Genomic DNA, 21399 nt, shown 5'->3' with positions numbered 1-21399 from the left:
CTCATTAGGCTGGTGCGCCCGACAAAGGAGCGCTGCGCATGAGCTACCGCCTGAAGGTGATCACCCGTCAGGAACACCTGGCCTTCGCCGCGGCCCGGCCCTCGGTGAGCCACATGCAGGTCCCCTCGTGGGGGGACGTGAAGCCGGACTGGCGGGCGGAGAGCCTGGGGTGGTTCGACGGGGACGGCCGGCTCGTCGGGGCCGGGCTGGTGCTCCTGCGGCCGCTGCCGAGGGTGCGGCGGTACTTCGCGTACCTGCCCGAGGGGCCGGTCGTCGACTGGGCCGCGCCGGATCTGGAGCAGTGGCTCACACCGATGCTCGCCCACCTGAAGGAGCGCGGTGCCTTCTCCGTGCGGATGGGGCCGCCCGTCGTCGCCCGCCGCTGGAGCGCCGACGTGGTCAAGGCGGCGATCGCCGACCCGGCGGCCGAGCGGCTCGGGGACGTGGAGGCCACCACGCGGGAGCAGCCGGCCGACGAGATCGCCGGCCGGCTGCGCCGGGCGGGCTGGCGGCGGACCGAGCCGGGCACGGAGGACGGCTTCGCCGCCGGACAGCCGAAGTACGTGTTCCAGGTCCCCCTCGCCGGCCGGTCACTGGACGAGATCGAGCGGGGCCTGAACCAGCAGTGGCGCCGCAACATCAAGAAGGCGGAGAAGGCCGGGGTCAAGGTGGTCGAGGGCGGGTACGACGACCTGCCGGTCTTCCACACCCTCTACACCGAGACGGCCGAACGGGACCGCTTCGCCCCCCGCCCGCTGCCCTACTTCCAGCGGATGTGGACCGCCCTGACGGCGGAGGACCCCCGCCGCATGCGCCTCTACCTCGCCCACCACGACGGCGACACACTCGCCGCCGCCACGATGCTGACCGTCGGCGAGCACGTCTGGTACTCCTACGGCGCCTCCACCGGCCGCAAGCGCGAGGTGCAGCCGAACAACGCCCTCCAGTGGCGCATGATGTCCGACGCCCATGAACAGGGGGCGGCCGTCTACGACTTCCGCGGCATCACCGACACCCTGGAGGAGAGCAACCATCTCCTCGGGCTGCTCCGCTTCAAGGCCGGCGCCGGCGGCGAGGCCGTCGAGTACCTCGGCGAGTGGGAGTACCCGCTCAACAAGGTCCTGCACAGGGCCGTCGGCCTCTATCTGTCCCGGCGCTGACACCCCCGCGAACTCCGCCCGTACGTTGCTCGCCATCCGTACCGCAGTACCCGTACGGTGGCCGACGGCTCCCTCAGCCGGGCGCGGAACCGTCCTTCAGGTCGGCCGCGGTCCGGGTGAGGTGCTGGACCAGCACCTCGGCCGCCGCGTCGGGGTCGCGGGCGAGCGCCGCCTCCTCCAGCCGGCGGTGCTCCTCGACGCCGTCCCGGCCCGGATTGCGGTACGCCGACCAGCGGCGTGCCAGCTCGCTCGCGGTCCACATCCGGTCGAAGGTCTCCAGGAGGACGGGGTTGCCGCACCCCTCCAGCAGCGTCCGGTGGAAGACCCGGTGGGCCTCGGCCCAGGCGGCGCTGTAGTACTCGCCCTCCTGCGGCACATACGCCGGGGTGCGGGCCAGCCGGTGGTGGGCGGCGCGTACCCGGGCCTCCCAGTCGACGTCGCCGCGCTCGACGGACATCCGCAGCATCACCGGTTCGATGGTCCGGCGGGCCTCGGCGATCTCCTGCCAGCGACGGTCGGAGAAGGCCGGGACGGCGAAGCCGCGATTGGGCAGCCGGTCCGCGAAGCCCTCGCCGACCAGCCGCACCAGCGCCTCGCGCACCACGGCCAGACTGACCCCCTGCTCCTTGGCGAGGTCCTGCGGCTTGAGGGCGTCGCCCGGCGCGTGGTGACCGCGCATGATCGCGTCCCGCAGATGCGCGTGGACCTGCTCGGAGAGCATCCGCTTTCCCGGCGGGGAAGGGGTGGGGGCCGTCTGCGTCATGGGGGCAGCATAGACGGCCGACGACAAAATCGATTATCTGCCCGTTGTGTCGATGCGTCGATGCGTCGACGTGCTGATGTGCCGGTACGTCGATACGTCGACGCGCCGGCGCGTGTCAGCGCCGTGGCGCTGCCGGGGCCGCCAGTCCGTCGCTGAGCAGGCGGCTGTCGACCTCGTCCAGGGCCAGCCGTACCGCCCCCAGGGCCACGCTCTCGTCGCCGAGGGTGGAGGCACGCAGTTCCGGCATGCGCAGGCAGTGCTTGGTGAGTTCACGGCGCAGCGGGTCGAGGACCACGTCGGCGGAGCGGGAGAAGCCGCCGCCGTAGACGACGACCTGCGGGTCCAGGGCGAGGACCAGCGCGGCGACCCCGACGGCCAGGTCGCGGGTGTAGCGGCGGACGGCCGCCCTCGCGTCCCGGTCGCCCTCGCGGGCAGCCTGGAACACCCAGGCCGCCGCCTCGCCCGGCGCGGCCGTCGCCGGTACGCCGGGGCAGTTCTGGAGATGCTCGGGAGCCGAGAGCCAGCGCACCGCCTTGAGGGCGCCGATCTCTCCGGCGGCACCGCCGTGGCCCCGGCGCAGAGTGCCGTCGAGGATGAGGCCGGCGCCGGTGCGCAGGCCGGCCAGGAGGTAGACGATGTCGTCGGCGTCCTGGGCGACGCCGTTCCAGCGTTCGGCCACGGCGGCGAGCTTGCAGTCGTTCTCCACCTGGATCGGGCAGGAGAAGCGGGCCGCGAGGTGGGCGGCCGGATCGGTGGTGTGCCAGCCGGGCAGCGGGGTGAACAGGGTGGTGCGGCCGGAGGCGTCGACCGGGCCGGTCACCCCGACCGTCACCGCCCAGATGTCGGCCGGGGTCATGTCCGCGCCCCGCAGCGCCTCGTCGATGACACCGTCGACCGCCGCCAGGCGTGCCTCGGGCGGCGCCTCGGGATCGGCCGGGCGGCGTACCGTCCGCACGAGCCGGCCTTCCAGGTCGCTCAGCATGACGAGGATCTTGTGCACGCCGACGTCGATGCCCAGCACATGGCCGGCGGTGGCCCGGAACCGGTAGCGGCGCGCCGGACGCCCCACCACACTGCTGGCCCCCGGCTCCTCGACCTCCGCCCATCCGTCGGCGACCAGACCCCGCACCAGCACGTCGACCGCGGGCCGGGACAGCCCGGCCCGGCCCGCCAGCTCGGTGACCGTCGACGGCGGGTTGCCGCGCAGCGCGCTCACGATGGACAGCTGGTTCATCTCGCGCATCCGGGACATGTCTGTTCCGGTCGTCGGCATGCTGGTGCTCCCTGGAGGCGTCGCGGTCGGTGGCCACCGCCGGATAATGCTGAGCAGTTTACTAATTACCGGCGGTGGCCATGCCGTCCGTCGAAGGCGTCACGCGATCGGATACCGCTGTTCCGACTCGGGGGTCACCGCCGGGCCGAAGTCCACCTCCCGTCCGTCCAGCGCGAACCGGTACCGGCCGAGCCTGCGTACGTCCGGCCGGGCGGTCAAGTACGCCGTCATCGACTCCAGTTCGTCGGGGCGCAGCCAGCCCGGCGGATCGGACACCGCCCGGAAGCCGCAGACGTCGGCCAGGTCGCGCAGCAGGCCCTGCTGCGGCTCGGTGAGCAGGTTGAGGCGGCTGCGGAAGTACACGACGTCCGGGTCGACCTCCAGGAGCGGCGCCTGCCACAGCCGGTGCACGGTGTTGACGACGGCGTTGCGGGCCAGCGCGTCCGAGGGGTCCTGGGTGGCGTAGTGCTCCCACAGCGGCGCGACGTCGGGGCCGCTGCGGATGCCGTCGACCAGTCCGAGGGAGGGCAGCAGCGGGGCGCCGCTGCCGAGCAGGTAGGCGTCCGGTCCCGCGGCCTCCCGGATGACGCTCAGGCCGGCCCGGTAGGCCTCCTCGCGGCCGGTGTCCACCGACCGGACGCCGGTCACCGCGCCGGCCCCGATGAAGTCGAGCTTGAGGTAGGTGTACCCCCACTCCCGGCTGACCCGGTGGATCATCTCCCGCAGGTGCTCCCGCGCCGCGGGCAGGGTGAGGTCCAGCGCCCAGTAGCCGGTGCCCCAGTTGTGTCCGGCCACCACCGGCTCGCCGGCGGCGTCCCGCAGCAGCAGTTCGGGCCGTTCCCGGGCGGTGCGGGAGTCGGGCAGGACGATGAACGGGGCGATCCACAGGCCCGGCCGCAGCCCCGCGTCCGTGATCCGGTCGGCAAGTGCCCGCATGCCGGAGGGGAACTTGTCGTTGGCCTCCCAGTCGCCCACCGCCCGCTCCCAGCCGTCGTCGACCTGGACGACGTCGAAGGGCAGGCCGCGCAGGGCGGTGATGTCCTTGGTGAGCTGTTCCTCGGTGATGTTCTCGTAGTACGCGTACCAGCTGCACCACACGTTCCCCGCCCGCTCGCGGCTGAGCCCCAGCCGCTCACCGAGGTGCCGGGTGTAGGCGGCGAACACCTCCTCCTCGTCGCCGTAGGCGAGGAACCAGGGGGCCCCGTCGCGTTCGTACCAGCCGGCGAGGGTGTCCCGGTCCGCGGTGAGGCGGGGGATGTCGAGGCCGAGCGCGCCGAGCAGCAGCACCCGTCCGTCGGGGCCCTCCAGCGCGGCGACGGCGGAGGAGTGGTGGCGGGCGGGGTCGTCCCACACGGTGTCGTCGGCGGTGAGGCGGCGTTCGGCGCTCTCGATGCGCAGCGGGGCGTCGGAGAGCCGGCGCCAGCCGCACGGGCTCCACGAGTTGTGTCCGTGCCGGTAGAAGAGGGCGTCACCGAGCCCGTGCAGCACGGCCGTCCGGCCGGGTGGCAGCAGCAGACCACCGTCGACGGCCTGGGGCGGGGCGTCGCCTTCGAGCTCGACGGCGAACGCGCGCCCGCCGAGTTCCGCGAGCTGGGCCATGGATCTCCTTGCGTATGAGGGTTTCCGGGTACCGGAGGGTGTGCCCGGGTGGTCAGTCGAGGAGGCCGTTGACCTTGTCGTTGGCCGACTTCAGGGCGGCCTTCGGCGTGGTCTGGCCGAGGATCGCCGACTGGATGGCGTCCTGGACGATGGGGCCGATCTCGGTGCCGCGTTCGGTGACGGGAAGCAGGAAGGTGCCGTCCTCGTCCGCGGCGGCGTCGGTGAAGACGTGTACGTCCTCGCCCTTGGCCTGGTGCCCGGCGAGCGCCTTGTCGGTGGAGGTCCTCAGGGCGGGGAAGACGACGCCGTGCTCGGCGACGATGTCCTGGCAGCCGGCGGAGGCGAGGAACTTGACCCACTTCCACGCCTCCTCCTTGTGGTCGGTGCCGGCCCAGATGGCGTCCGACAGACCGTTGATGGAGGTCTTGCGGCCGGCCGGGCCGGTGGGCAGCGGGGCGTAGGCGAACTTCCCCTTCAGCTCCGGGTCGAGGTAGGTGGAGACGGTGAAGGAGCCCGCGAGGGTCATGGCGCCCTTGCCCGCCATGAGCAGCTCGGCGTTGTAGAGGCTCGACTTCTGGTCCAGGCGGGGCGCGTACCCCTTGTCGGTCAGGCGCTTGAACCAGGCGATGGTCTCGGCCAGCTTGGGGTCGTCGTACTGGTAGTGGGTGCCCCACGGGTTCTTGTCGAGGTAGGAGAAGCCGTTGGCGGCGGCGAGCGGGCCCCAGCCGTTCTGGCCCGTGCTGCCGTCCTTCCACTCGGGCAGGAACCCGTAGGTCTTCACATGGTCCTTGTCGAAGGCGGGGTCGAGGCCGTTGCGGCCCGCGGTGTCGACGGTGGCCTTGGCGATCGTCTGCTCCAGGGTGCCGCCGTCGGACGGGTTCCAGGTGAGGCCGGCGAGGTCGGCGGCGTCCACGCCCTGCTTCTTCAGCAGGTCGGTGTTGTAGACGATCGCGATGGTGTCCCAGTCCTTCGGCAGGCCGTACCGCTTGCCGTCCTTCACCCAGACGTCGGTCAGCCCGGACTGGTAGCCGGACAGGTCGACCCCGTCCCGCTCGACGTAGGGCTGGAGGTCCAGGAGCTGCTGTCCGTCGGCGTACGTCGGGTAGTAGGTGCTCTGGTCGGTCCAGACGTCCGGGGCCTCACCGGAGACGATCTCGGTGGTGAGGTTCTGCCAGTACTGGGCCCAGGCGGTCTGGGTGATCTTGATGGTGATGTCGGGGTTGGCCTTCTGGAAGACGTCGGCGCACTCCTGGTAGGCGGGCAGTTGCAGGTCGTCCCACAGCCAGTAGTCCAGGGTCGTCCGCCCCCCGGCCTCGGTGTCCGAGCCCGCGCAGGAGACGAGGGTGGCGGTGGCGGTCAGGCACAGCAGGGCCGCGCCGACGCGCGAGGGTCTGGGGCTCATCGCAAGGGGCCTCTTTCGGGACGTGCGGGCGGTCACTTCACGCCGGTGAAGTCGAGGGACTCGACCAGCCGGCGGCCGAGCAGGGCCAGCAGCACCAGCACGGGCAGCACCGACAGGGCGGACCCGGCCATCAGCCCGGTCCAGTCGGGCTGGGCGTTCGGCGACTGCTGCTGGAAGATGCCGAGGGCGACGGTGAGTACCCGGGTCTGCTCCTCACGGCCGGACAGCAGCGGCCACAGGTAGTCCTTCCAGGCCCACACCGTGGTGGTGAGGCCGATGGTGAGCAGCGGTCCGCGGGTCATGGGCATCACCACCCGCCAGAACAGACCCCAGGGGCCCACCCCGTCCAGGACGGCCGCCTCCTCCACCTCGCGGGGGATCGACAGGAAGAACTGCCGCAGGAAGAAGACCGCGAACGGGGTCATCAGCACACTCGGCGCGACCATGCCGGCGAAGGTGTTCAGCCAGCCCAGATCCTTCACCAGGACGAAGTTGGGCAGCACGGTGAAGATCGGCGGCACCATCAGCGCGGCGATCAGCACCCCGAACACCACGTCCCGCCCGGGGAAGCGCAGCCGGGCGAAGGCGTACCCGGCCATCGCGCAGAACAGCGTCTGCAGCACGGCGATCAGCCCGCTGTAGACGACGGAGTTGAGCAGGTACCGCAGAAAGTCCACCTGCGCGCCCGAACCCCCGGCGGCCACCGCCTCCTCCTGGCTGGTCAGCCCCAGCACCCGCAGAAAGTTGATCATCGTGGGGTGGTCCGGGACGAGCCCGGTGGAGTCGGTGTACAGGTCGGCCGCCGGGGTCAGGGCGGTGCGGACCATCCAGTAGAACGGGAAGACGGTCAGGAACAGCGCGCCGACGAGCACCGCCCACGCGGCGATCCGGCCGGGCGAGACCGTCACACGGGCCTTCACACGGGCCTGCGGACGGGCCTGCGTACGGACCTTCGTGCCGATACGGGTCATGATGTGCTCCTCAGGCCAGGTCCGAACGGGAGGCACGCAGCAGGCGCATCTGTACGGCGGTCAGCACGCCGAGGATCAGCGCGAGCACCACGGCGACGGCGGAGGCGTAGCCCATGTGGAAGTAGGTGAAGGCCTGTTCGTAGATGTAGAAGTAGATGACGCGCGTGGCGCTGACCGGACCGCCCTGGGTGGTCACCGCGATCGTGTCGAAGATCTGGAACGAGCCGATCAGCGACACCACCAGGACGAGGGAGAGCACCGGCCGCAGCAGCGGCAGCGTGACCTTCGTGAACATCCGCCACTCGCCGGCGCCGTCCAGTGAGGCGCTCTCGTACAGGTACCGCGGGACCTGGAGCATCCCCGCGTACAGCAGCAGCGCCGTGTAGCCCGTGTACGCCCAGGTGTTGGCCGCGGCGACGGACGGCATCGCCCAGTCCGGCGAGGTGAAGAAGCCGTTGGGTTCCCTGCCGAAGGCGCCGAGGACGTGGTTGACCAGGCCCAGGTTGGCGTCCAGCAGCCACATCCACAGCAGGCCGACGGTGACGTTCGGCACCAGCCAGGGCACCAGCAGCATCGCGCGCAGCGCCACCGACCGGGTCAGACGGTGCATGAGCGTCGCCAGGAGCAGCGCCAGCACGGTCTGCGAGACGATGTTGAGGACCACGTAGGAGCCGGTGACCTCCAGCGCGTTCCAGAACTGTTCGTCACCGATCAGCTCACGGTAGTTGTCCGTGCCGACGAAGTCCGGTGCGGCCAGCAGGCTGTAGTCGGTGAGTGAGTAGTAGACGCCGCGCAGGGTCGGATACGCGTAGAACAGCGCGAACCCCAGCAGCGCGGGGGCCAGGAACAGCCACGCCGCCTTCCGGTCGTCGCGGGGCCGGCGTGCCCCGCCCGGCGCCGGGGCCCCGTCCGAGGGCGGGCCGACGCTCTTGTGCGGTGGCGCAACTGCGGTCTCCGCGCCCATGGTTCCCCTCCGAAGGGATTCGCGCCGCACCTCTTGCCAGTGGGGCACCGTGGACAACATATTGATGAGCAACAGCGAAACTTTGTCAATGCTGTCGCATAACGTCGCTTCCCTCTCGATCCCCGGAGGCCATCACCATGCGCACCTTCGCACCACGACGCGGCAGAGAACTGCTGGCCGCGCTCTGTTCCTCCGCGCTGGCCCTGTCACTGGCCGTGCTGCCGCTCACCGCCCAGGCCGCACCGGCCGCCGGCACCGCGACCGCTTCGGCCACCGCCCAGGGCGTGCCCGAGCGCCCGGCACCCGGCCCCGGCCCGGACCCCTCGCTCCCGGTCCACACCCTCACCCGCGCCGACGCGCCGCTGGACAACCCGCTCAAGGGCTTCGCCCGCTTCTACCAGCCCGGCGCCGACCAGAACACCGGCTACCCGCACGCGCTGACCTGGAGCTACTTCGGTCTCTCCGAGGTCATGACCAACGCCTCGGACTGCGGCAGTTACGACTGGAGCGTGCTGGACGAGGCGCTGGACGAGTCCGCCTCCCACGGCAACCAGATGGCGCTGCGCTTCTACCTGGAGTACCCCGGCAACCCCGGCGGCAGCCACCCCTCCAACGCCATCCCGCACTGCTTCGACGGCCACGTCGACTACCGCACCGACGCCGTGAACGGCACCACCCGCCCCGACTACGACAACGCCTACCTGCTGGACGGGCTGAAGGACTTCATCGCCGCGTTCGGCGCACGCTACGACGGCGACCCGCGCATCGGCTTCATCCACATGGGCCTGATCGGTCTCTGGGGCGAGTGGCACACCTACCCCTACGACACCGACACCGGCGACGGCTACCCGGACCACATGCCCACCGACGCCCACGGCGCCGAGATCATGCGCGCCTACACCAGCGCCTTCACCCACACCAAGGTCGAGGTGCGCTACCCGGACTCGGCGGGCGGCGCCGCCGCCGGCCTGCCGTCGGTCGGCTTCCACGACGACTCCTTCTGCTTCCGCGAGGGCAGCCCGCTCGCCGGTGTCACCCTGCCCGCGTCGATGGGCGGAGCCTCGTACTCCCAGCTGCAGCGGGCCGTCGAACGCGGGGTGGAGAACCGCTAGACCACCGCCTCCATGGGCGGTGAGATCCGCCCCGAGATCCAGTCCAGGGCCTTCGCCCACTGGCCCGCCGGCTCCGGCGACGTGGACGACATGCGGGCGTGCCTCGAACTGGAGCACACCACCTGGAAGATGAACGAGGGCAGCGCCGGCTACTCCTCCTCCGACCCCAACGTGGCGGCGGCGGTCCGGCTCATGGGCTACGACCTCACCGTCGACGACGCCTACTTCCACGACACCGCCGCGGGCAGCACCACCGTCGGGGTGCGCGTCAGCAACAACGGGGTCGCCCCGTTCTACTACCCCTGGACCGTCAGCCTGGGCCTCAAGGACTCCGCCGGCAACGTCGTCAAGAGCTGGGACACGCCCTGGGACCTGCGCGAGGTCATGCCCGAGAAGATCCGGGCCTTCCCCGACTGGGGCGTGGGCTCCGACCCCACCTACCTCGCCTACGGCCACGCCCGGTACTTCGACGCGGACATCGACCTGACCGGCGTCACCGCCGGCGGCTACCGGCTCGTCATGAAGGCCAAGAACCCGTTGGAGGACATCAGCTCCGACGCCAAGAAGCTGCGGTTCGCCAACACCGGCCAGAACGCGGACGGCTGGCTCGACCTGGGCGCCATGACCGTCGGCTCCGGCGGCGGCGCCGACCCGGCCGGCTACGAGGCGGAGGCCGGCGGCAACACCCTCACCGGCACCGCCGTGGTCGCCGGCTGCGCCGGCTGCTCCGGCGGCGCCAAGGTCGGCTACCTCGGCAACGGCGCGACCCTCACCTTCCCCCGGGTCGACGGCGGCGACGGCGGTACCCGGCAGGTGACGGTCCACTACGCCACCGCGGTCGCCCGCTCGGCCACCGTCCAGGTCAACGGCGGCACCCCGCGCACCGTCGACTTCGCCCCCACCGCCGACTGGACGACCCCGGGCTCGGTCACGCTGAGCCTCGCCCTGGACAGCGGCACGGGCAACAGCGTCACCCTCGGCAACGACTCCGGATGGGCACCCGACATCGACCGGATCACGGTGACCTGACCCCGCTCCGTGCCGTAATCCGCTACCGCGGTGGCGGCGGACGACGCAGACTTGCCCCATGACCGACGACATGGGGACCTTCCGGCAGGCGGTCGCCGTGTGGGCGGCCGGCGGGTCCGGCGACCCCGCGCGGGAGCTGGCCGCGCGGCTGCCCGTCCGGGCGGCCGTCCTGCTGGAAGGCCCGAGCGACGTCGCCGCGGTCCGCGCGCTGGCCGCGCGGCGCCGGCGGAACCTGGACGCCGAAGGAGTCTGCGTCCTGTCCATGGGCGGCGCGATGAACATCGGCCGCTTCGCCCGCCTCCTCGGCCCGCCCGGCCTGGGCCTGCGCCTCGCGGGCCTGTGCGACGAGCGGGAACACCCCTATTACGCCCGCGGCCTGGAACGGGCCGGTGCGGCCCGGCGGGGCTTCTTCGTCTGCGCGGCGGACCTGGAGGACGAGCTGATCCGCGCGCTCGGCGTGAGCCGGGTGGCCGAACTCGTCCGGGCGGAGGGCGACCAGCGCGCCCTGGAGTCCTTCCTGCGCCAGCCCGCCCAGCGGGACCGCACCCCGCGACAGCAACTGCGCCGCTTCCTCGGCACGAAGAAGGGCCGCAAGATCCACTACGGCCGTGTCCTGGTCGAGGCATGCGACGCCGACCGCGTACCCGCCCCGCTCGACGGCCTGCTCGCCTGCCTCTGACCGGCGGGTGACGCCGCGTCAGCGCGCCGCCGCCCGCCCGGCGGGAGCGGTGCCCGGGCCGTCGGCGGAAGGGTCCCGTCCGTGCCGGGCCGCGAGGCGGCCGACGGCCTTCTGCACGGGCCGGGACTGCAACTGCCGGATGATCCAGGCGTTGACCCGGATACCGCGCTCCGTGACCGGCGCCGCCTGCCGCACCCGGCCCGGGAACAGCCGCTGCGCGGCGCGGGTACGGGGCCGCATCGACCGTTCGAACGCCGCGAGGGCGCCGGTCAGCCGGTCCGGGTGCCCGGTCACCGCCGCCGAGCCGAGGGCGTCGGCCAGTTCGGCGGCGCCGCGCAGGGCGAGGGCCGTACCGAGCCCGCTCAACGGGCTGGCGCACCAGGCGCTGTCGCCGAGCAGGACCACCCGGCCGTCGTGCCACCTCGGCACCTGGACCTGGTCGAAGGTGTCGAGGGCGAAGTCGGGCGCGACGCGCGCGGCGGCGAGGAACTCCGCCGCACGCCAGCCCACGTCCGCGAAGACCTCGTCGAGCAGGGCGAACCGAGCGGCCCGGTCGTGCCGCGGCGGCAGCTCGGCGGCGGCGAAGGTCAGCCCCACCTCCTGCGTGCCCGGATGACCGGGCCGCGCCTCCACGGACCGTCGACCGGGCGCGTTGTGGGTCAGGAACCAGCCGTCGAGACCGGGCGTCGACGGGGTCTCGGTGAGGGTGAACCAGGCGTGGGCGAGGCCCAGCGGGCGGCGGAAGGACGCCTCGGGGCCGAAGCGCAGCCGTCTGACCCGTGAATGCGCGCCGTCCGCTCCGACGACGAGGTCGAACTTCTCGGGCGGTGCGCCGCGGAAGTGTGCGAGCACCCCGTGCGGGGTGTCCGTGAGCTTCTCGACGGTCTCGCCGAAGCGGTGCGTGACGGTGGGGCCGGCCGCGTCGTGCAGCACCCGGGCGAGGTCCTCGCGCAGCAGTTCCTCCTTCGACACGTACCCGTTCCCGTCGAACGCCTCGACCGGCATCGTGGCCAGGGGGCGGCCGGTGCGGTCGATCCAGGCGGCGCCGCGCTGCGGGACGAGCCGGCCGAGCACCTCGTCCAGCAGGCCGAGCCGCTCCAGGACGTCACGGCTGTCCCCGCGCAGGTCGACGGTCTGCCCGCCGGTGCGCAGGTCCGGCGCGATCTCCACCACCGTGACCTCCCAGCCGGCCCTGCCCAGCAGAAGCGCGACGGTGTCACCGGCGATACCGGCCCCGACCACCAGAACACGTGCCATGTCCGTTCCTTCCCCACCATTGACCCACCGACCCACCGACCCACCGACCTGCTGACGCGCTGACGCGCTGACGCGCTGACGCGAAAGTCTCGCGTTAGACGCTACACCCGCCCGCCCCACTAACGCGACTTACTCGCGATAGACTGATGCCATGACACAGGCGGTGGGAGTGACCCGTCCCGGCGGCAGATCGGCCAGGACCCGCGCGGCGGTGCACGCCGCCGTGCGGTCGCTGCTGGACGAGTCGGCGGACGGCACGGTGACGGTCGCGGAGGTCGCCCAGCGGTCCGGCGTGCACACCGCCACGATCTACCGGCGCTGGCGCGGACCCGAGGGTCTGGTCCTGGACACCCTCTTCGAGGAGCTGAGCCGCAGCTCGCCCCTGCCGGTCACCGGGGACCTGCGCGGCGACCTGCTCACGTACACACGCGGGATGCTGGCGGACCTTCAGGCCCCCGCCAACCGGGTCTTCGTCAGGGCGATCGCCGCCGCGGCCCGCACCGACGGCCTCAGCGGCCTGGCCGACTTCGCCGAGCCCCGCGTACGCCAGGTCGAGGCGGTCCTCGCCGCGAGTGGTACCACCGAGATCGGCTTCCCCGACATCGGGGAACTGGTCCTGGCCCCGGCCTACGCGCACGCCCTGCTGGGCGAGCCGCTCACTCCCGACACGGACGCCGAACGCCTGGTGGACAACGTCCTCGCCGTAGTGGCCCACCGCCGGTCGCGCGCCTCGTCCGCGCCGGACTGACCGCGTCCGGCGCAGGCCGTCCTGGCGCCGTGGGCCCGGCTATTGCTTCCGGGTCACCCCGGTGCGGATCCCGCTGGTGAACCCCGCCGCCTGGCGGCAGCGGGTGAACGCGGCGCGGCCGCGCGGCGCCAGGGTGAGCCCGCCGGCCCTGTACCCGCTGTCGGCCTCCCGGGCGGCCTGCGCCGGGCAGGTCAGGGCCGCGGGCCGCCGCCGGCCCGGCTCGCGGTGAACCGGGAGGGCGGCGTGCCGAAGGTGCGCGTGAACGCGGCTGTGAACGCGGCGGGGGAGGAGTAGCCCAGGCGGCCCGCGACCTCGCTGACCGACGCCGTGCGCAGCAGCGGAACGGCGGCGAGCAGCCGGGCGCGGGACCGCCACACGGCGGGACTGACGCCGGTCTCGGCGCGGAAGCGCCGGGTGAAGGCCCGCTCGCTCATGGCCACCCGCGCCGCCCACACGGCGTTGCCGATCCCCGCGTCCGGCGTGTCCAGATACGCACGGCACAGCGCGGCCAGGTCCGGGGAGGCGGGGACCGGGACGTGGAACGGGAGCGGAGCGAGGGCGGCGATCTCGTGCAGGAGGAGCGCGGCGATGGTTCCCGCCCGCCCCGCCATGCTGTAGTCGGGCTCGAACTCGGCACTGGCCAGCAGCAGTTCGCGCAGCAGGGGCGGTACGTCCACGACCGTGCAGGCCGTCGGCCACCAGGGGACGGCGCCCGGTTCGACGTACAGGCTCCGGGTGCTCACGCCCAGCATGCGTACCCGGTGCCGGGTGGCGGGCGGGATCAGGACCGCGCGGTCGGGCGGCACCGTCCAGGTGCCCTCGGAGGTGTCGACGACCATGACGCCGGTGGCGCCGTGCAGGAACTGCGCCCGCCGGTGCTCGTGCCAGTCCAGCAGGTGGCCGGGCGGGTAGTCGGTGGCGATCGGCAGGACGGCCCGGCCGATGTGGTCGACGCCGGCCAGGGGGACGTTTCTCACCTCCGCCACGGTACAGGCCGAGTCGCGAAGGAAACGTGCCGACTTTCGCATGCGGGACGGCCGGGGCACCTGGTGGGGTGGTCCCATGAGTCTTGTGGTGTTGGCCGGGATCGGGGTCCTCACCGGGCTGACCACGGTGCTGTTCGGGTTCGGCGGCGGGTTCGTCGCGGTGCCGGTCGTGGTGTGGGCCGACGCCGCGCTGGGCGCGGACGCGATGCGGGTGGCGACGGCCACCTCCGCCCTGGTGATGGTGGTGAACGCGGGGTTCGCGACGGCCGTCACCCCGCGGCGGGTGCTCGCGGCCCTGCGCGGCAGCGGAGCCCTGCTGTTCCTGCTCGCCGCCGGTGCGGTGGCCGGCGCGCTCGCCGGCCGGGTCGCCCCGCCGGGCCCGGTCAGGTGGGCGTTCGTCGGTTACGTCGCCCTGACCGTCGTGGACCTGCTCCTGCGCCCCGGCTTCCTGCGCCCGCGCGCGGAGCACGGGGGCGCGTGCGGCGGACCGCGTCCGCTGCCGCCCGTGCTGGGCGCCCCGGCCGGAGCGGTCGCCGCCTTCCTCGGGGTGGGCGGCAGTGTGATGACCGTCCCCGCGATGCGCCGGGCCGGGCACCCCATGCGGGTGGCGACCGCGCTGGCCAATCCGCTCACCTTCGCCATCGCGCTCCCGGCGACCGCGGTCTCCCTGTCAGCACCCGCGCTCACGGCGGTCCCGGAGACGCACCAGCGCCTGGTCGGCCTGGTCGACCCCGTGGCCGCTGCGGCGCTGCTGCTGGGCGCGCTGCCGGTGATCGCCGTCCTGCGGCGGCGCCCGCCGCGGATCCCGGACCGGGTCCACTCCTGGGCGTACATCGGCCTGCTCGCCCTGGTGGCGGTCGCGATGCCGGCCCTGGGCTGAGGGCGGCCCCCACGCCGCCCGCATCCCTCCGGCGGCGCCTCCCGGGCCGGTGGCGCGGCACCGCGTCCGCCGCGCCACCGAGACCGAGAACCCGGCCTGCCCGCCCGGGGCATCACCGGGTTCTTCTTCAGCCGGCCGCGCCGGCCACTGCCGCGGGCGAGGGTCAGCCGCGGGCGAGCAGCTCCAGCGTGTCGATCACACGGTTGGAGAAGCCCCACTCGTTGTCGTACCAGGCGACCACCTTGATGTGCCGGCCGTCGACCCGGGTGAGCGCCGAGTCGAAGATCGACGAGGCCGGGTTGCCGGTGATGTCGGAGGAGACCAGCGCCTCCTCCGAGTACTCCAGGACACCGGCGAGCGGGCCCTCGGCCGCCGCGCGGTACGCCGCCAGCACCTCGTCGCGGGACACGTCGCGGGCGACAGTGGTGTTCAGCTCGACGATCGAGCCCACCGGCACCGGCACCCGGATCGAGTCGCCGGACAGCTTGCCGTCCAGGCCCGGCAGGACCAGGCCGATCGCCTTCGCGGCACCCGTGGTGGTCGGCACGATGTTGACGGCGGCGGCGCGGGCCCGGCGGGCGTCGCGGTGCGGGCCGTCCTGGAGGTTCTGCTCCTGGGTGTAGGCGTGCACCGTCGTCATGAACCCGTGCTCGATGCCGGCCAGGTCGTCCAGGACCTTGGCGAGCGGCGCCAGCGCGTTGGTGGTGCAGGAGGCGTTGGAGACGATCGTGTGCAGTTCCGCGTCGTAGGCGTCGGTGTTGACGCCGTAGGCCAGGGTGACGTCGGCGCCGTCCGACGGGGCGCTGACGAGCACCTTCCGCGCGCCCGCGTCGAGGTGGGCGCGGGCGGCCTTGGCGGAGGTGAAGCGGCCGGTCGCCTCCAGGACGACGTCGACGCCGAGTTCGGCCCAGGGCAGCCGGGCCGGCTCCCGCTCGGCGAGCACCTTGATCCGCCGGCCGTCGACCACCAGGGTGTCCCCGTCGACGGTCACCGGACGGCCGAGGCGGCCGGCCGTCGAGTCGTAGGCGAGCAGACGGGCCAGACCGGCGGGCTCCGTGAGGTCGTTGACGGCGACCACCTCCAGCGAGCTGTCGCGCTCCAGCAGCGCGCGCAGCACGTTGCGTCCGATGCGGCCGAATCCGTTGATGGCGATGCGGGTCATGAAGGGTGTCCCTTTCCGTCGGTTCGCCACCAGGTTCGCGCGGGGCGCCGGTTGTCGACAGCGGCGCGAGAGCCAGGGTTCGAAAGTATCGCGCCACCCCTCGCGCCACCCCCCCCCCCCGCCACCCGCGGCCGACCGGGTCACTCGCCCCTGGTGAAGGTGCGCCGGTACTCGCTGGGCGTGGTGCCCAGAACCCGCTGGAAGTGCAGCCGCAGGTTGGTGCCGGTGCCCAGTCCGACGTCGGCCGCGATCTGCTCGACGCTGCGCTGGGAGCGCTCCAGCAGCTCACGGGCCAGGTCGAGGCGGGCCCGCATCACCCACTGCATCGGCGTGTACCCGGTGTCCTCGGCGAACCGCCGGGAGAACGTGCGCGGCGACACCGCCGCGTGACGGGCGAGTATCTCCAGGGTGAGGGGCTCGCCGAGCCGGTGCAGCGCCCACTCCCGGGTGGCGGCGAACCGCTCGCCGAGCGGCTCGGGCACACTGCGCGGCACGTACTGCGCCTGCCCGCCGCTGCGGTAGGGCGCCGCCACCAGCCGCCGGGCCGCGTGGTTGGACGCGGCGACCCCGAGGTCGCCGCGGAGCATGTGCAGGCACAGGTCGATGCCGGAAGCGGCGCCCGCCGACGTCAGCACGCTGCCCTCGTCGACGAAGAGGACGTTCTCGTCGACCCGCACCCGCGGGTACCGGGCCGCCAGCGCCCGCGAGTAGTGCCAGTGGGTGGTGGCCCGCCTGCCGTCCAGCAGCCCGGTGGCGGCGAGGGCGAAGGCGCCCGTGGAGATGGCCGCCAGCCGCGCGCCCCGCTCGTGCGCCGCCACCAGCGCCTCGACGACCGCCTCCGGCGGGTCCTCCCGGTCCGGGAACCGGTACCCGGGGACGAAGACGGTCTCCGCCCAGGCGAGCGCGTCGAGGCCGTCGGCGACGTGGTACGACAGTCCCTCGCCGCCGGAGACGAGACCGGGCCGCGCACCGCACACCCGTACCTCGTACGGCATGCTCGCGCGGGTCGCGAACACCTGGGCGGGGATGCCGACGTCGAGCGGCTTCGCGCCCTCCAGGACCAGGACGGCCACGCGGCGCAGACGGGAAGCTGACACGGGGACAGATTATGCGGACCCGAGCAGCGGCGGGACGGCCGGCACCTCCGACGCCGAGGCGATGTCCTCGGCGGTCAGCCGGAACCGCTCGGGGTAGGCGTCGCGGCTGGTACGGCGGGCGGGTTCGGTGGTGCGCCACATGTACAGGCAGCGGGCGCACTGGAGCACCTGCCAGACACCGGGCACGGGGGAGTGGGCGACGGTACGCACGGCCGGGTCGGCGCAGCGGGGGCAGAGGTCGGACATCGGAGGGTGTTCCTTTCCGGGGAGTCGCTCAACGGGTGGCGAGCAGGGTGCGCAGCCGCGCGGTCCACTCGGCGGTCTCGGGCAGGTCCTTGACGGGCGTGCTGAAGTTGCCGCGTACGTCGGGGGCGACCGGGGTCGTCGCGTCGATGATCATCTTGCTGGTGACACCGGCCGGCTGGGAGGCGGGAGCCAGCTCCACCACCGACAGGTTCGGCAGGACGAGGACGTCCTCCCTCGGGTTCACCTTGGCCGACTGGGCCCACATCACCTGCGGCAGGTCGAACGGGTCGACGTCCTCGTCGACGAGGATGACCTGGGAGACGTAACCGAGGCCGTGCGGTGTGGTCATGGCGCGCATGCCGACCGCCTTGGCGAAACCGCCGTACCGCTTGGCCGTGGAGATGATCACCAGCAGGCCGTGGGTGTACATGGCGTTGACCGCGCGCACCTCCGGGAACTCGGCGCGCAGCTGCTTCAGCAGCGGAACACTGGTGTTGGGGCCGACGAGGTAGTCGCACTCGGTCCAGGGCATGCCGAGATAGAGGGATTCGAAGACGGGCCGGGTGCGGTACGAGATCCGCTCGATCCGGATGACGGGCATGCGCCGGCCGCCCGAGTAGTGTCCGGTGAACTCGCCGAAGGGGCCCTCGATCTGCCGTACCCGGGACTCGACGACGCCCTCGATCACGACCTCGGCGCCCCAGGGGACGTCCAGGCCGGTGTGCGGGGCGGTGGCGATGGGCATCGGAGCGCCGCGCAGGGCGCCGGCCATCTCGTACTCGGACTGGTCGTAGCGCAGCGGCATGCCGGCGACGATCGGGATCACCGGGTCGTTGCCGAGGGTGATCGCGACCGGCAGGTCCTCGCCGCGCTCCTCGGCGGTGCGCAGGTGCTGGGCGATGTCGTGCACGGGCACCGGCTGGAGCGCGAGCCGGTCGCGGCCGATGACCTCCATGCGGTACGTGCCCAGGTTCTGCTTGCCGAAGTGGTCCGGGTCGGCGGGGTCCCGGGAGACCACGGCGGCCTTGTCGAGGTAGAACCCGCCGTCGCCGTCGTTGAGGCGGAACAGCGGCAGTACGTCGAACAGGTCGACGTCGTCACCGGTGACGGTGTTCTCCGTCCAGGGCGCGTCCGCGCGCCGCTCCGGGGCGATCGGGAACGCGTCCCAGCGGCGGGCGAACTCCTCGACCTGCTCGCGCGGGGAGGTCTCCTTCGGCAGGCCGAGGGCGAGGGCGTGGTTGCGCCAGGAGCCGTGCACGTTCATGGCGATCCGGGCGTCGGTGAAGCCCTTGACCCGGTCGAACCACAGGGCCGGCGCCCCCTCGCCGATACGGCCCGCGGCATTGGCCGCCGCCGCGATGTCGGGCTCCGGCAGGACCTCGTCCGTGATCCGCAGCAGCTGTCCCTCCTTCTCCAGCGTGTCGAGGAACGCGCGCAGGTCGTCGTAGGGCATGGGAGTCTTCTCCTCGGGTGGGGCGGTGGGGGTCAGGAAGCGCGGCGGGCGTCGCGCAGGCCGGTCCAGCGGCGGGCGCCGGCGGCGGGCAGGTCCAGCTGGTCCAGGACGCGGGAGACGATGTGCTCCACGATGTCGTCGACCGTCTCCGGCTGGTTGTAGAAGGCGGGCACGGGCGGGACGACGCGGACCCCCATGCGGGCCAGCGCCAGCATGTTCTCCAGGTGGATCTCGCTCAGCGGCGTCTCGCGGGGGACCAGCACCAGCGGCCGGCGCTCCTTCAGCGTCACGTCCGCCGCCCGGCCCACCAGGCCGTCCGCGTAACCGGCGCGGATGCCGGCCAGCGTCTTCATCGAGCACGGGATCACGACCATGCCGTCCGTCCGGAACGAACCGGAGGAGATGGTGGCGCCCTGGTCCTCGGGCGGGTGCGCCACATCGGCCAGCGCGGCCACCTCCCGCATGGTGCGGCCGGTCTCCAGCTCGACGGTGGCCCGCGCCCAGCGGCTCGCGACGAAGTGGGTCTCCACGTCCGGCAGTTCGGCGAGGCGTTCCAGCAGCCGCACCCCGAAGGGCGCGCCGGTGGCCCCTGTCATCGCCACGATCACCCGCACGGCACACCTGTTCCTTTTCGGTCAGCTTCCGGTCTGTTCTCCGTCCACGCTAGAAGCCGCTCCTGGCGTGGGCCGGTATGCTGAGGACAGCTGATGGGGAAAAACGGACAGGTGCGCGATATGGCTTCCGCGATCACCGACGTGGCGTACCGGCCCGCGCTGAGCGCGCCGATCGGCATGGACGTCGTCGACTTCGCCGAGCTGCGGGCCCGCGGCCGGCGCCGCGGCATCGACCTGTCCAGCCCGCAGCGCCCGGACTTCCACCACCTCATCCACGTCCACCCGGACTCCGCGCCGCTGCCGCACACGGTGGACTTCACCCGGTACGTCGTCCCGGCCGGCGGCTGGCTGTGGGTGCGGCCCGGCCAGGTCCACCAGTACGGCGCCGGACCCGAGGGGCCCTGGGCCGTCGCGACCGGGGACATCGTGATCTGGCGCCCCGGTTTCGTCCCGGACGACCCCCCGGACACAGCGGGCCCCGTCGTTCCGGCGGCCCCGCACGCCCGGTCGGTGGAACTCGCCCGCCGGCACCTGGCCGCCGAGTACGCGGACCTGGGCACGATGCCCCTGGAGGCGCACAACAAGGCGCTGCGGATGCTGCTGACGGTCCTGCTGCTGCGGCTGGCCCACGCCGCGCCGCCGCAGACCACCGGCGCCGAGACGGCCGGGGACGGGCCCTTCCCCCGCTTCCGGGCCGCCGTGGAACGGGACTTCACCCGCACCCACCGCGTCGCCGACTACGCCAGCGCCCTCGGCTACAGCGTGCGCACCCTCACCCGCGCCGTCCACGCCGCGACCGGGACGACCGCCAAGGCGTACCTCGACGCCCGCATCGTGCTGGAGGCCAAACGCCTGCTGGTGCACACCGACCGGACCGCCGCCGACGTGGCCCGCCACCTCGGCTTCGCCGACCCGAGCGACTTCGGCGCGTTCTTCCGCCGGCACGACGGGCGCACCCCGCTGGAGTTCCGGGCGGCGGCCCGGGGGACGGTCTGACGCCGCGCGGTTCAGCGCGGCGGCAGGGCCGCCCAGGCGTCGTCGTCCAGCGCGAGGAACTCCTCCGCCCGGGCGCGTGACGGCATCACCGGCACGTCGTCCCGGGTACGCAGGGCCGCCGCGGCGGCGAGATGCCCCAGCCGCAGCCGGGAGCGCTCGTCACGGCCGTCCAGGACGCCGGAGAGGTAACCGGCCGCGAACGCGTCGCCCGCGCCGACCGGTTCGACCACCTTGACCGGCAGCGACGGCACGAACGTCCGGACACCCCCGACGTAGGAGGTGGCCCCGTGCTCCGCGTCCTTGACCACCACGGCCGGCGCCGGCCCGAGCAGCGCGGCCACGTCCCGCGCGCGGGGCGTGGCCCACAGCCCCTCGGCCTCGTCCCGGCCGACGAACACCAGGTCGGCGGCGCGGGCGAGGGCCAGCAGCCGGGGCGCCGCCTCGTCCCGGCCGCCGCGCCACAGGGCCGGACGGTGGTTGACGTCGAAGGAGACGACCGGGCCCGTCCCGGTGACCCGGTCCACCAGCAGCGCGTCGAGCAGCCGGGCGCAGCCGTCCGAGAGCGCCGCGGTGATGCCCGTCAGGTGCGTCAGCCGGGCCCGGCGCAGCAGCGGCAGCCGGGCCAGCTCCGGGCCCATGCCGGCGGCGGCCGACTCCCGGCGGTAGTAGTGCGTGCGGGTGCCGTCCGGCCCCGGGTCCTTGAAGTAGACGCCGGTCGGCCGGTCCGGGTCGGTCTCGACCGCGCCCACGTCGACGCCGCGCGCGGTGAGTTCGGCGCGGACGCGGCGCCCGAACGGGTCGTCTCCCAGCCGGCTGAGCCAGGCGGCCCGGTGGCCGAGCCCGGCCAGCGCGCAGGCCACGTTGGACTCGGCGCCGCCGATGCCCAGCCTGAGCCGCGCCTGCTCGGCGAGCGGCCGGTCGTCCGACGGGCCGAGGACGGCCATCGTCTCGCCGACGCACACGGCGTCGGGGGCGGGCGGCGGGGTGGGCAGGGCCACGGGAACCTCC

The 21399-nt window shown here is 73.2% G+C and carries 21 protein-coding genes; 7 read left to right on the top strand and 14 right to left on the bottom strand.

The features are described from left to right. The first annotated feature begins 38 nt into the window (after positions 1 to 38). Entirely contained in the window at positions 39 to 1160 is a 1122-nt protein-coding gene (locus ACZ3IG_RS05585) for a lipid II:glycine glycyltransferase FemX (protein WP_467429333.1), read from the top strand. Positions 1161 to 1233: 73 nt separating this feature from the next. Here ACZ3IG_RS05585 and ACZ3IG_RS05580 read toward each other — a convergent pair whose 3' ends face one another. The 6 genes from ACZ3IG_RS05580 to ACZ3IG_RS05555 form a co-directional block, all read right to left on the bottom strand. Next, entirely contained in the window at positions 1234 to 1923 is a 690-nt protein-coding gene (locus ACZ3IG_RS05580) for a GntR family transcriptional regulator (RefSeq protein ID WP_467429330.1), read from the bottom strand. A gap of 115 nt (positions 1924 to 2038) precedes the next feature. Beyond that, positions 2039 to 3196: an ROK family transcriptional regulator gene (locus tag ACZ3IG_RS05575; RefSeq protein ID WP_467429328.1), complete on the bottom strand. Its 1158-nt coding sequence runs from the start codon at positions 3194 to 3196 to the stop codon at positions 2039 to 2041. 99 nt (positions 3197 to 3295) lie between these two features. Further along, the gene (locus ACZ3IG_RS05570) at positions 3296 to 4795 is read right to left on the bottom strand and encodes a glycoside hydrolase family 36 protein (RefSeq protein WP_467429326.1); all 1500 of its coding nucleotides are present in this window, start codon (positions 4793 to 4795) and stop codon (positions 3296 to 3298) included. 52 nt (positions 4796 to 4847) lie between these two features. After that, on the bottom strand, positions 4848 to 6197 hold the full coding sequence (locus tag ACZ3IG_RS05565) for an ABC transporter substrate-binding protein (RefSeq protein ID WP_467429324.1): 1350 nt from the start codon (positions 6195 to 6197) through the stop codon (positions 4848 to 4850). 32 nt (positions 6198 to 6229) lie between these two features. Further along, positions 6230 to 7168 carry a carbohydrate ABC transporter permease gene (locus ACZ3IG_RS05560; protein WP_467429322.1) on the bottom strand — a complete coding sequence of 313 codons (939 nt, stop codon included), beginning with the start codon at positions 7166 to 7168 and terminating at the stop codon, positions 6230 to 6232. 10 nt (positions 7169 to 7178) lie between these two features. Further along, the gene (locus ACZ3IG_RS05555; RefSeq protein ID WP_467429319.1) at positions 7179 to 8132 is read right to left on the bottom strand and encodes a carbohydrate ABC transporter permease; all 954 of its coding nucleotides are present in this window, start codon (positions 8130 to 8132) and stop codon (positions 7179 to 7181) included. Between the two features lie 137 nt (positions 8133 to 8269). Between ACZ3IG_RS05555 and ACZ3IG_RS05550 the strand changes: the two genes are divergently transcribed. Genes ACZ3IG_RS05550 through ACZ3IG_RS05540 form a run of 3 tightly spaced genes read left to right on the top strand, consistent with a single transcriptional unit; the run spans position 8270 to position 10952 of the window. Then, entirely contained in the window at positions 8270 to 9244 is a 975-nt protein-coding gene (locus ACZ3IG_RS05550) for a hypothetical protein (RefSeq protein ID WP_467429318.1), read from the top strand. A gap of 12 nt (positions 9245 to 9256) precedes the next feature. Next, positions 9257 to 10273: a DUF4832 domain-containing protein gene (locus tag ACZ3IG_RS05545; protein ID WP_467429316.1), complete on the top strand. Its 1017-nt coding sequence runs from the start codon at positions 9257 to 9259 to the stop codon at positions 10271 to 10273. A 58-nt stretch (positions 10274 to 10331) separates the two neighbouring features. Continuing rightward, on the top strand, positions 10332 to 10952 hold the full coding sequence (locus ACZ3IG_RS05540; RefSeq protein WP_467429314.1) for a TOPRIM nucleotidyl transferase/hydrolase domain-containing protein: 621 nt from the start codon (positions 10332 to 10334) through the stop codon (positions 10950 to 10952). A gap of 18 nt (positions 10953 to 10970) precedes the next feature. Here ACZ3IG_RS05540 and ACZ3IG_RS05535 read toward each other — a convergent pair whose 3' ends face one another. Then, complete coding sequence (locus ACZ3IG_RS05535; protein ID WP_467429312.1) at positions 10971 to 12209, bottom strand: FAD-dependent monooxygenase; 1239 nt, start codon at positions 12207 to 12209, stop codon at positions 10971 to 10973. A gap of 151 nt (positions 12210 to 12360) precedes the next feature. Here ACZ3IG_RS05535 and ACZ3IG_RS05530 point away from each other — a divergent pair, with 151 nt between their 5' ends. Next, the gene (locus tag ACZ3IG_RS05530; protein WP_467429310.1) at positions 12361 to 12957 is read left to right on the top strand and encodes a TetR/AcrR family transcriptional regulator; all 597 of its coding nucleotides are present in this window, start codon (positions 12361 to 12363) and stop codon (positions 12955 to 12957) included. Positions 12958 to 13148: 191 nt separating this feature from the next. Here ACZ3IG_RS05530 and ACZ3IG_RS05525 read toward each other — a convergent pair whose 3' ends face one another. Next, complete coding sequence (locus ACZ3IG_RS05525; protein ID WP_467429307.1) at positions 13149 to 13934, bottom strand: AraC family transcriptional regulator; 786 nt, start codon at positions 13932 to 13934, stop codon at positions 13149 to 13151. Positions 13935 to 14019: 85 nt separating this feature from the next. On the opposite strand from ACZ3IG_RS05525, the gene ACZ3IG_RS05520 reads away from it, so the two are divergent. Then, entirely contained in the window at positions 14020 to 14823 is an 804-nt protein-coding gene (locus ACZ3IG_RS05520; protein WP_467429305.1) for a sulfite exporter TauE/SafE family protein, read from the top strand. 163 nt (positions 14824 to 14986) lie between these two features. On the opposite strand, the gene gap is transcribed toward ACZ3IG_RS05520, so the two are convergent. The 5 genes from gap to ACZ3IG_RS05495 all read right to left on the bottom strand — a co-directional run bounded on the left by gap (position 14987) and on the right by ACZ3IG_RS05495 (position 19395). Further along, on the bottom strand, positions 14987 to 15985 hold the full coding sequence (gene gap, locus ACZ3IG_RS05515; protein WP_467429304.1) for a type I glyceraldehyde-3-phosphate dehydrogenase: 999 nt from the start codon (positions 15983 to 15985) through the stop codon (positions 14987 to 14989). Between the two features lie 140 nt (positions 15986 to 16125). Beyond that, entirely contained in the window at positions 16126 to 17082 is a 957-nt protein-coding gene (locus tag ACZ3IG_RS05510; RefSeq protein ID WP_467429302.1) for a GlxA family transcriptional regulator, read from the bottom strand. Positions 17083 to 17091: 9 nt separating this feature from the next. Next, complete coding sequence (locus ACZ3IG_RS05505) at positions 17092 to 17328, bottom strand: non-oxidative hydroxyarylic acid decarboxylases subunit D (protein WP_467429301.1); 237 nt, start codon at positions 17326 to 17328, stop codon at positions 17092 to 17094. Positions 17329 to 17356: 28 nt separating this feature from the next. Further along, positions 17357 to 18781: a non-oxidative hydroxyarylic acid decarboxylases subunit C gene (locus ACZ3IG_RS05500; RefSeq protein ID WP_467429298.1), complete on the bottom strand. Its 1425-nt coding sequence runs from the start codon at positions 18779 to 18781 to the stop codon at positions 17357 to 17359. 32 nt (positions 18782 to 18813) lie between these two features. After that, positions 18814 to 19395: a non-oxidative hydroxyarylic acid decarboxylases subunit B gene (locus tag ACZ3IG_RS05495; protein WP_467429296.1), complete on the bottom strand. Its 582-nt coding sequence runs from the start codon at positions 19393 to 19395 to the stop codon at positions 18814 to 18816. A gap of 120 nt (positions 19396 to 19515) precedes the next feature. On the opposite strand from ACZ3IG_RS05495, the gene ACZ3IG_RS05490 reads away from it, so the two are divergent. Beyond that, positions 19516 to 20391 carry a helix-turn-helix domain-containing protein gene (locus ACZ3IG_RS05490; RefSeq protein ID WP_467429294.1) on the top strand — a complete coding sequence of 292 codons (876 nt, stop codon included), beginning with the start codon at positions 19516 to 19518 and terminating at the stop codon, positions 20389 to 20391. 11 nt (positions 20392 to 20402) lie between these two features. On the opposite strand, the gene ACZ3IG_RS05485 is transcribed toward ACZ3IG_RS05490, so the two are convergent. Beyond that, entirely contained in the window at positions 20403 to 21389 is a 987-nt protein-coding gene (locus ACZ3IG_RS05485; RefSeq protein ID WP_467429292.1) for a sugar kinase, read from the bottom strand. Positions 21390 to 21399 lie beyond the last annotated feature (10 nt).

The sequence above is a fragment of the Streptomyces sp. NPDC016677 genome (assembly GCF_055562815.1).
Note: the sequence above shows the minus strand (reverse complement) of the source record. Positions and strands in the feature narration are given on the sequence as shown.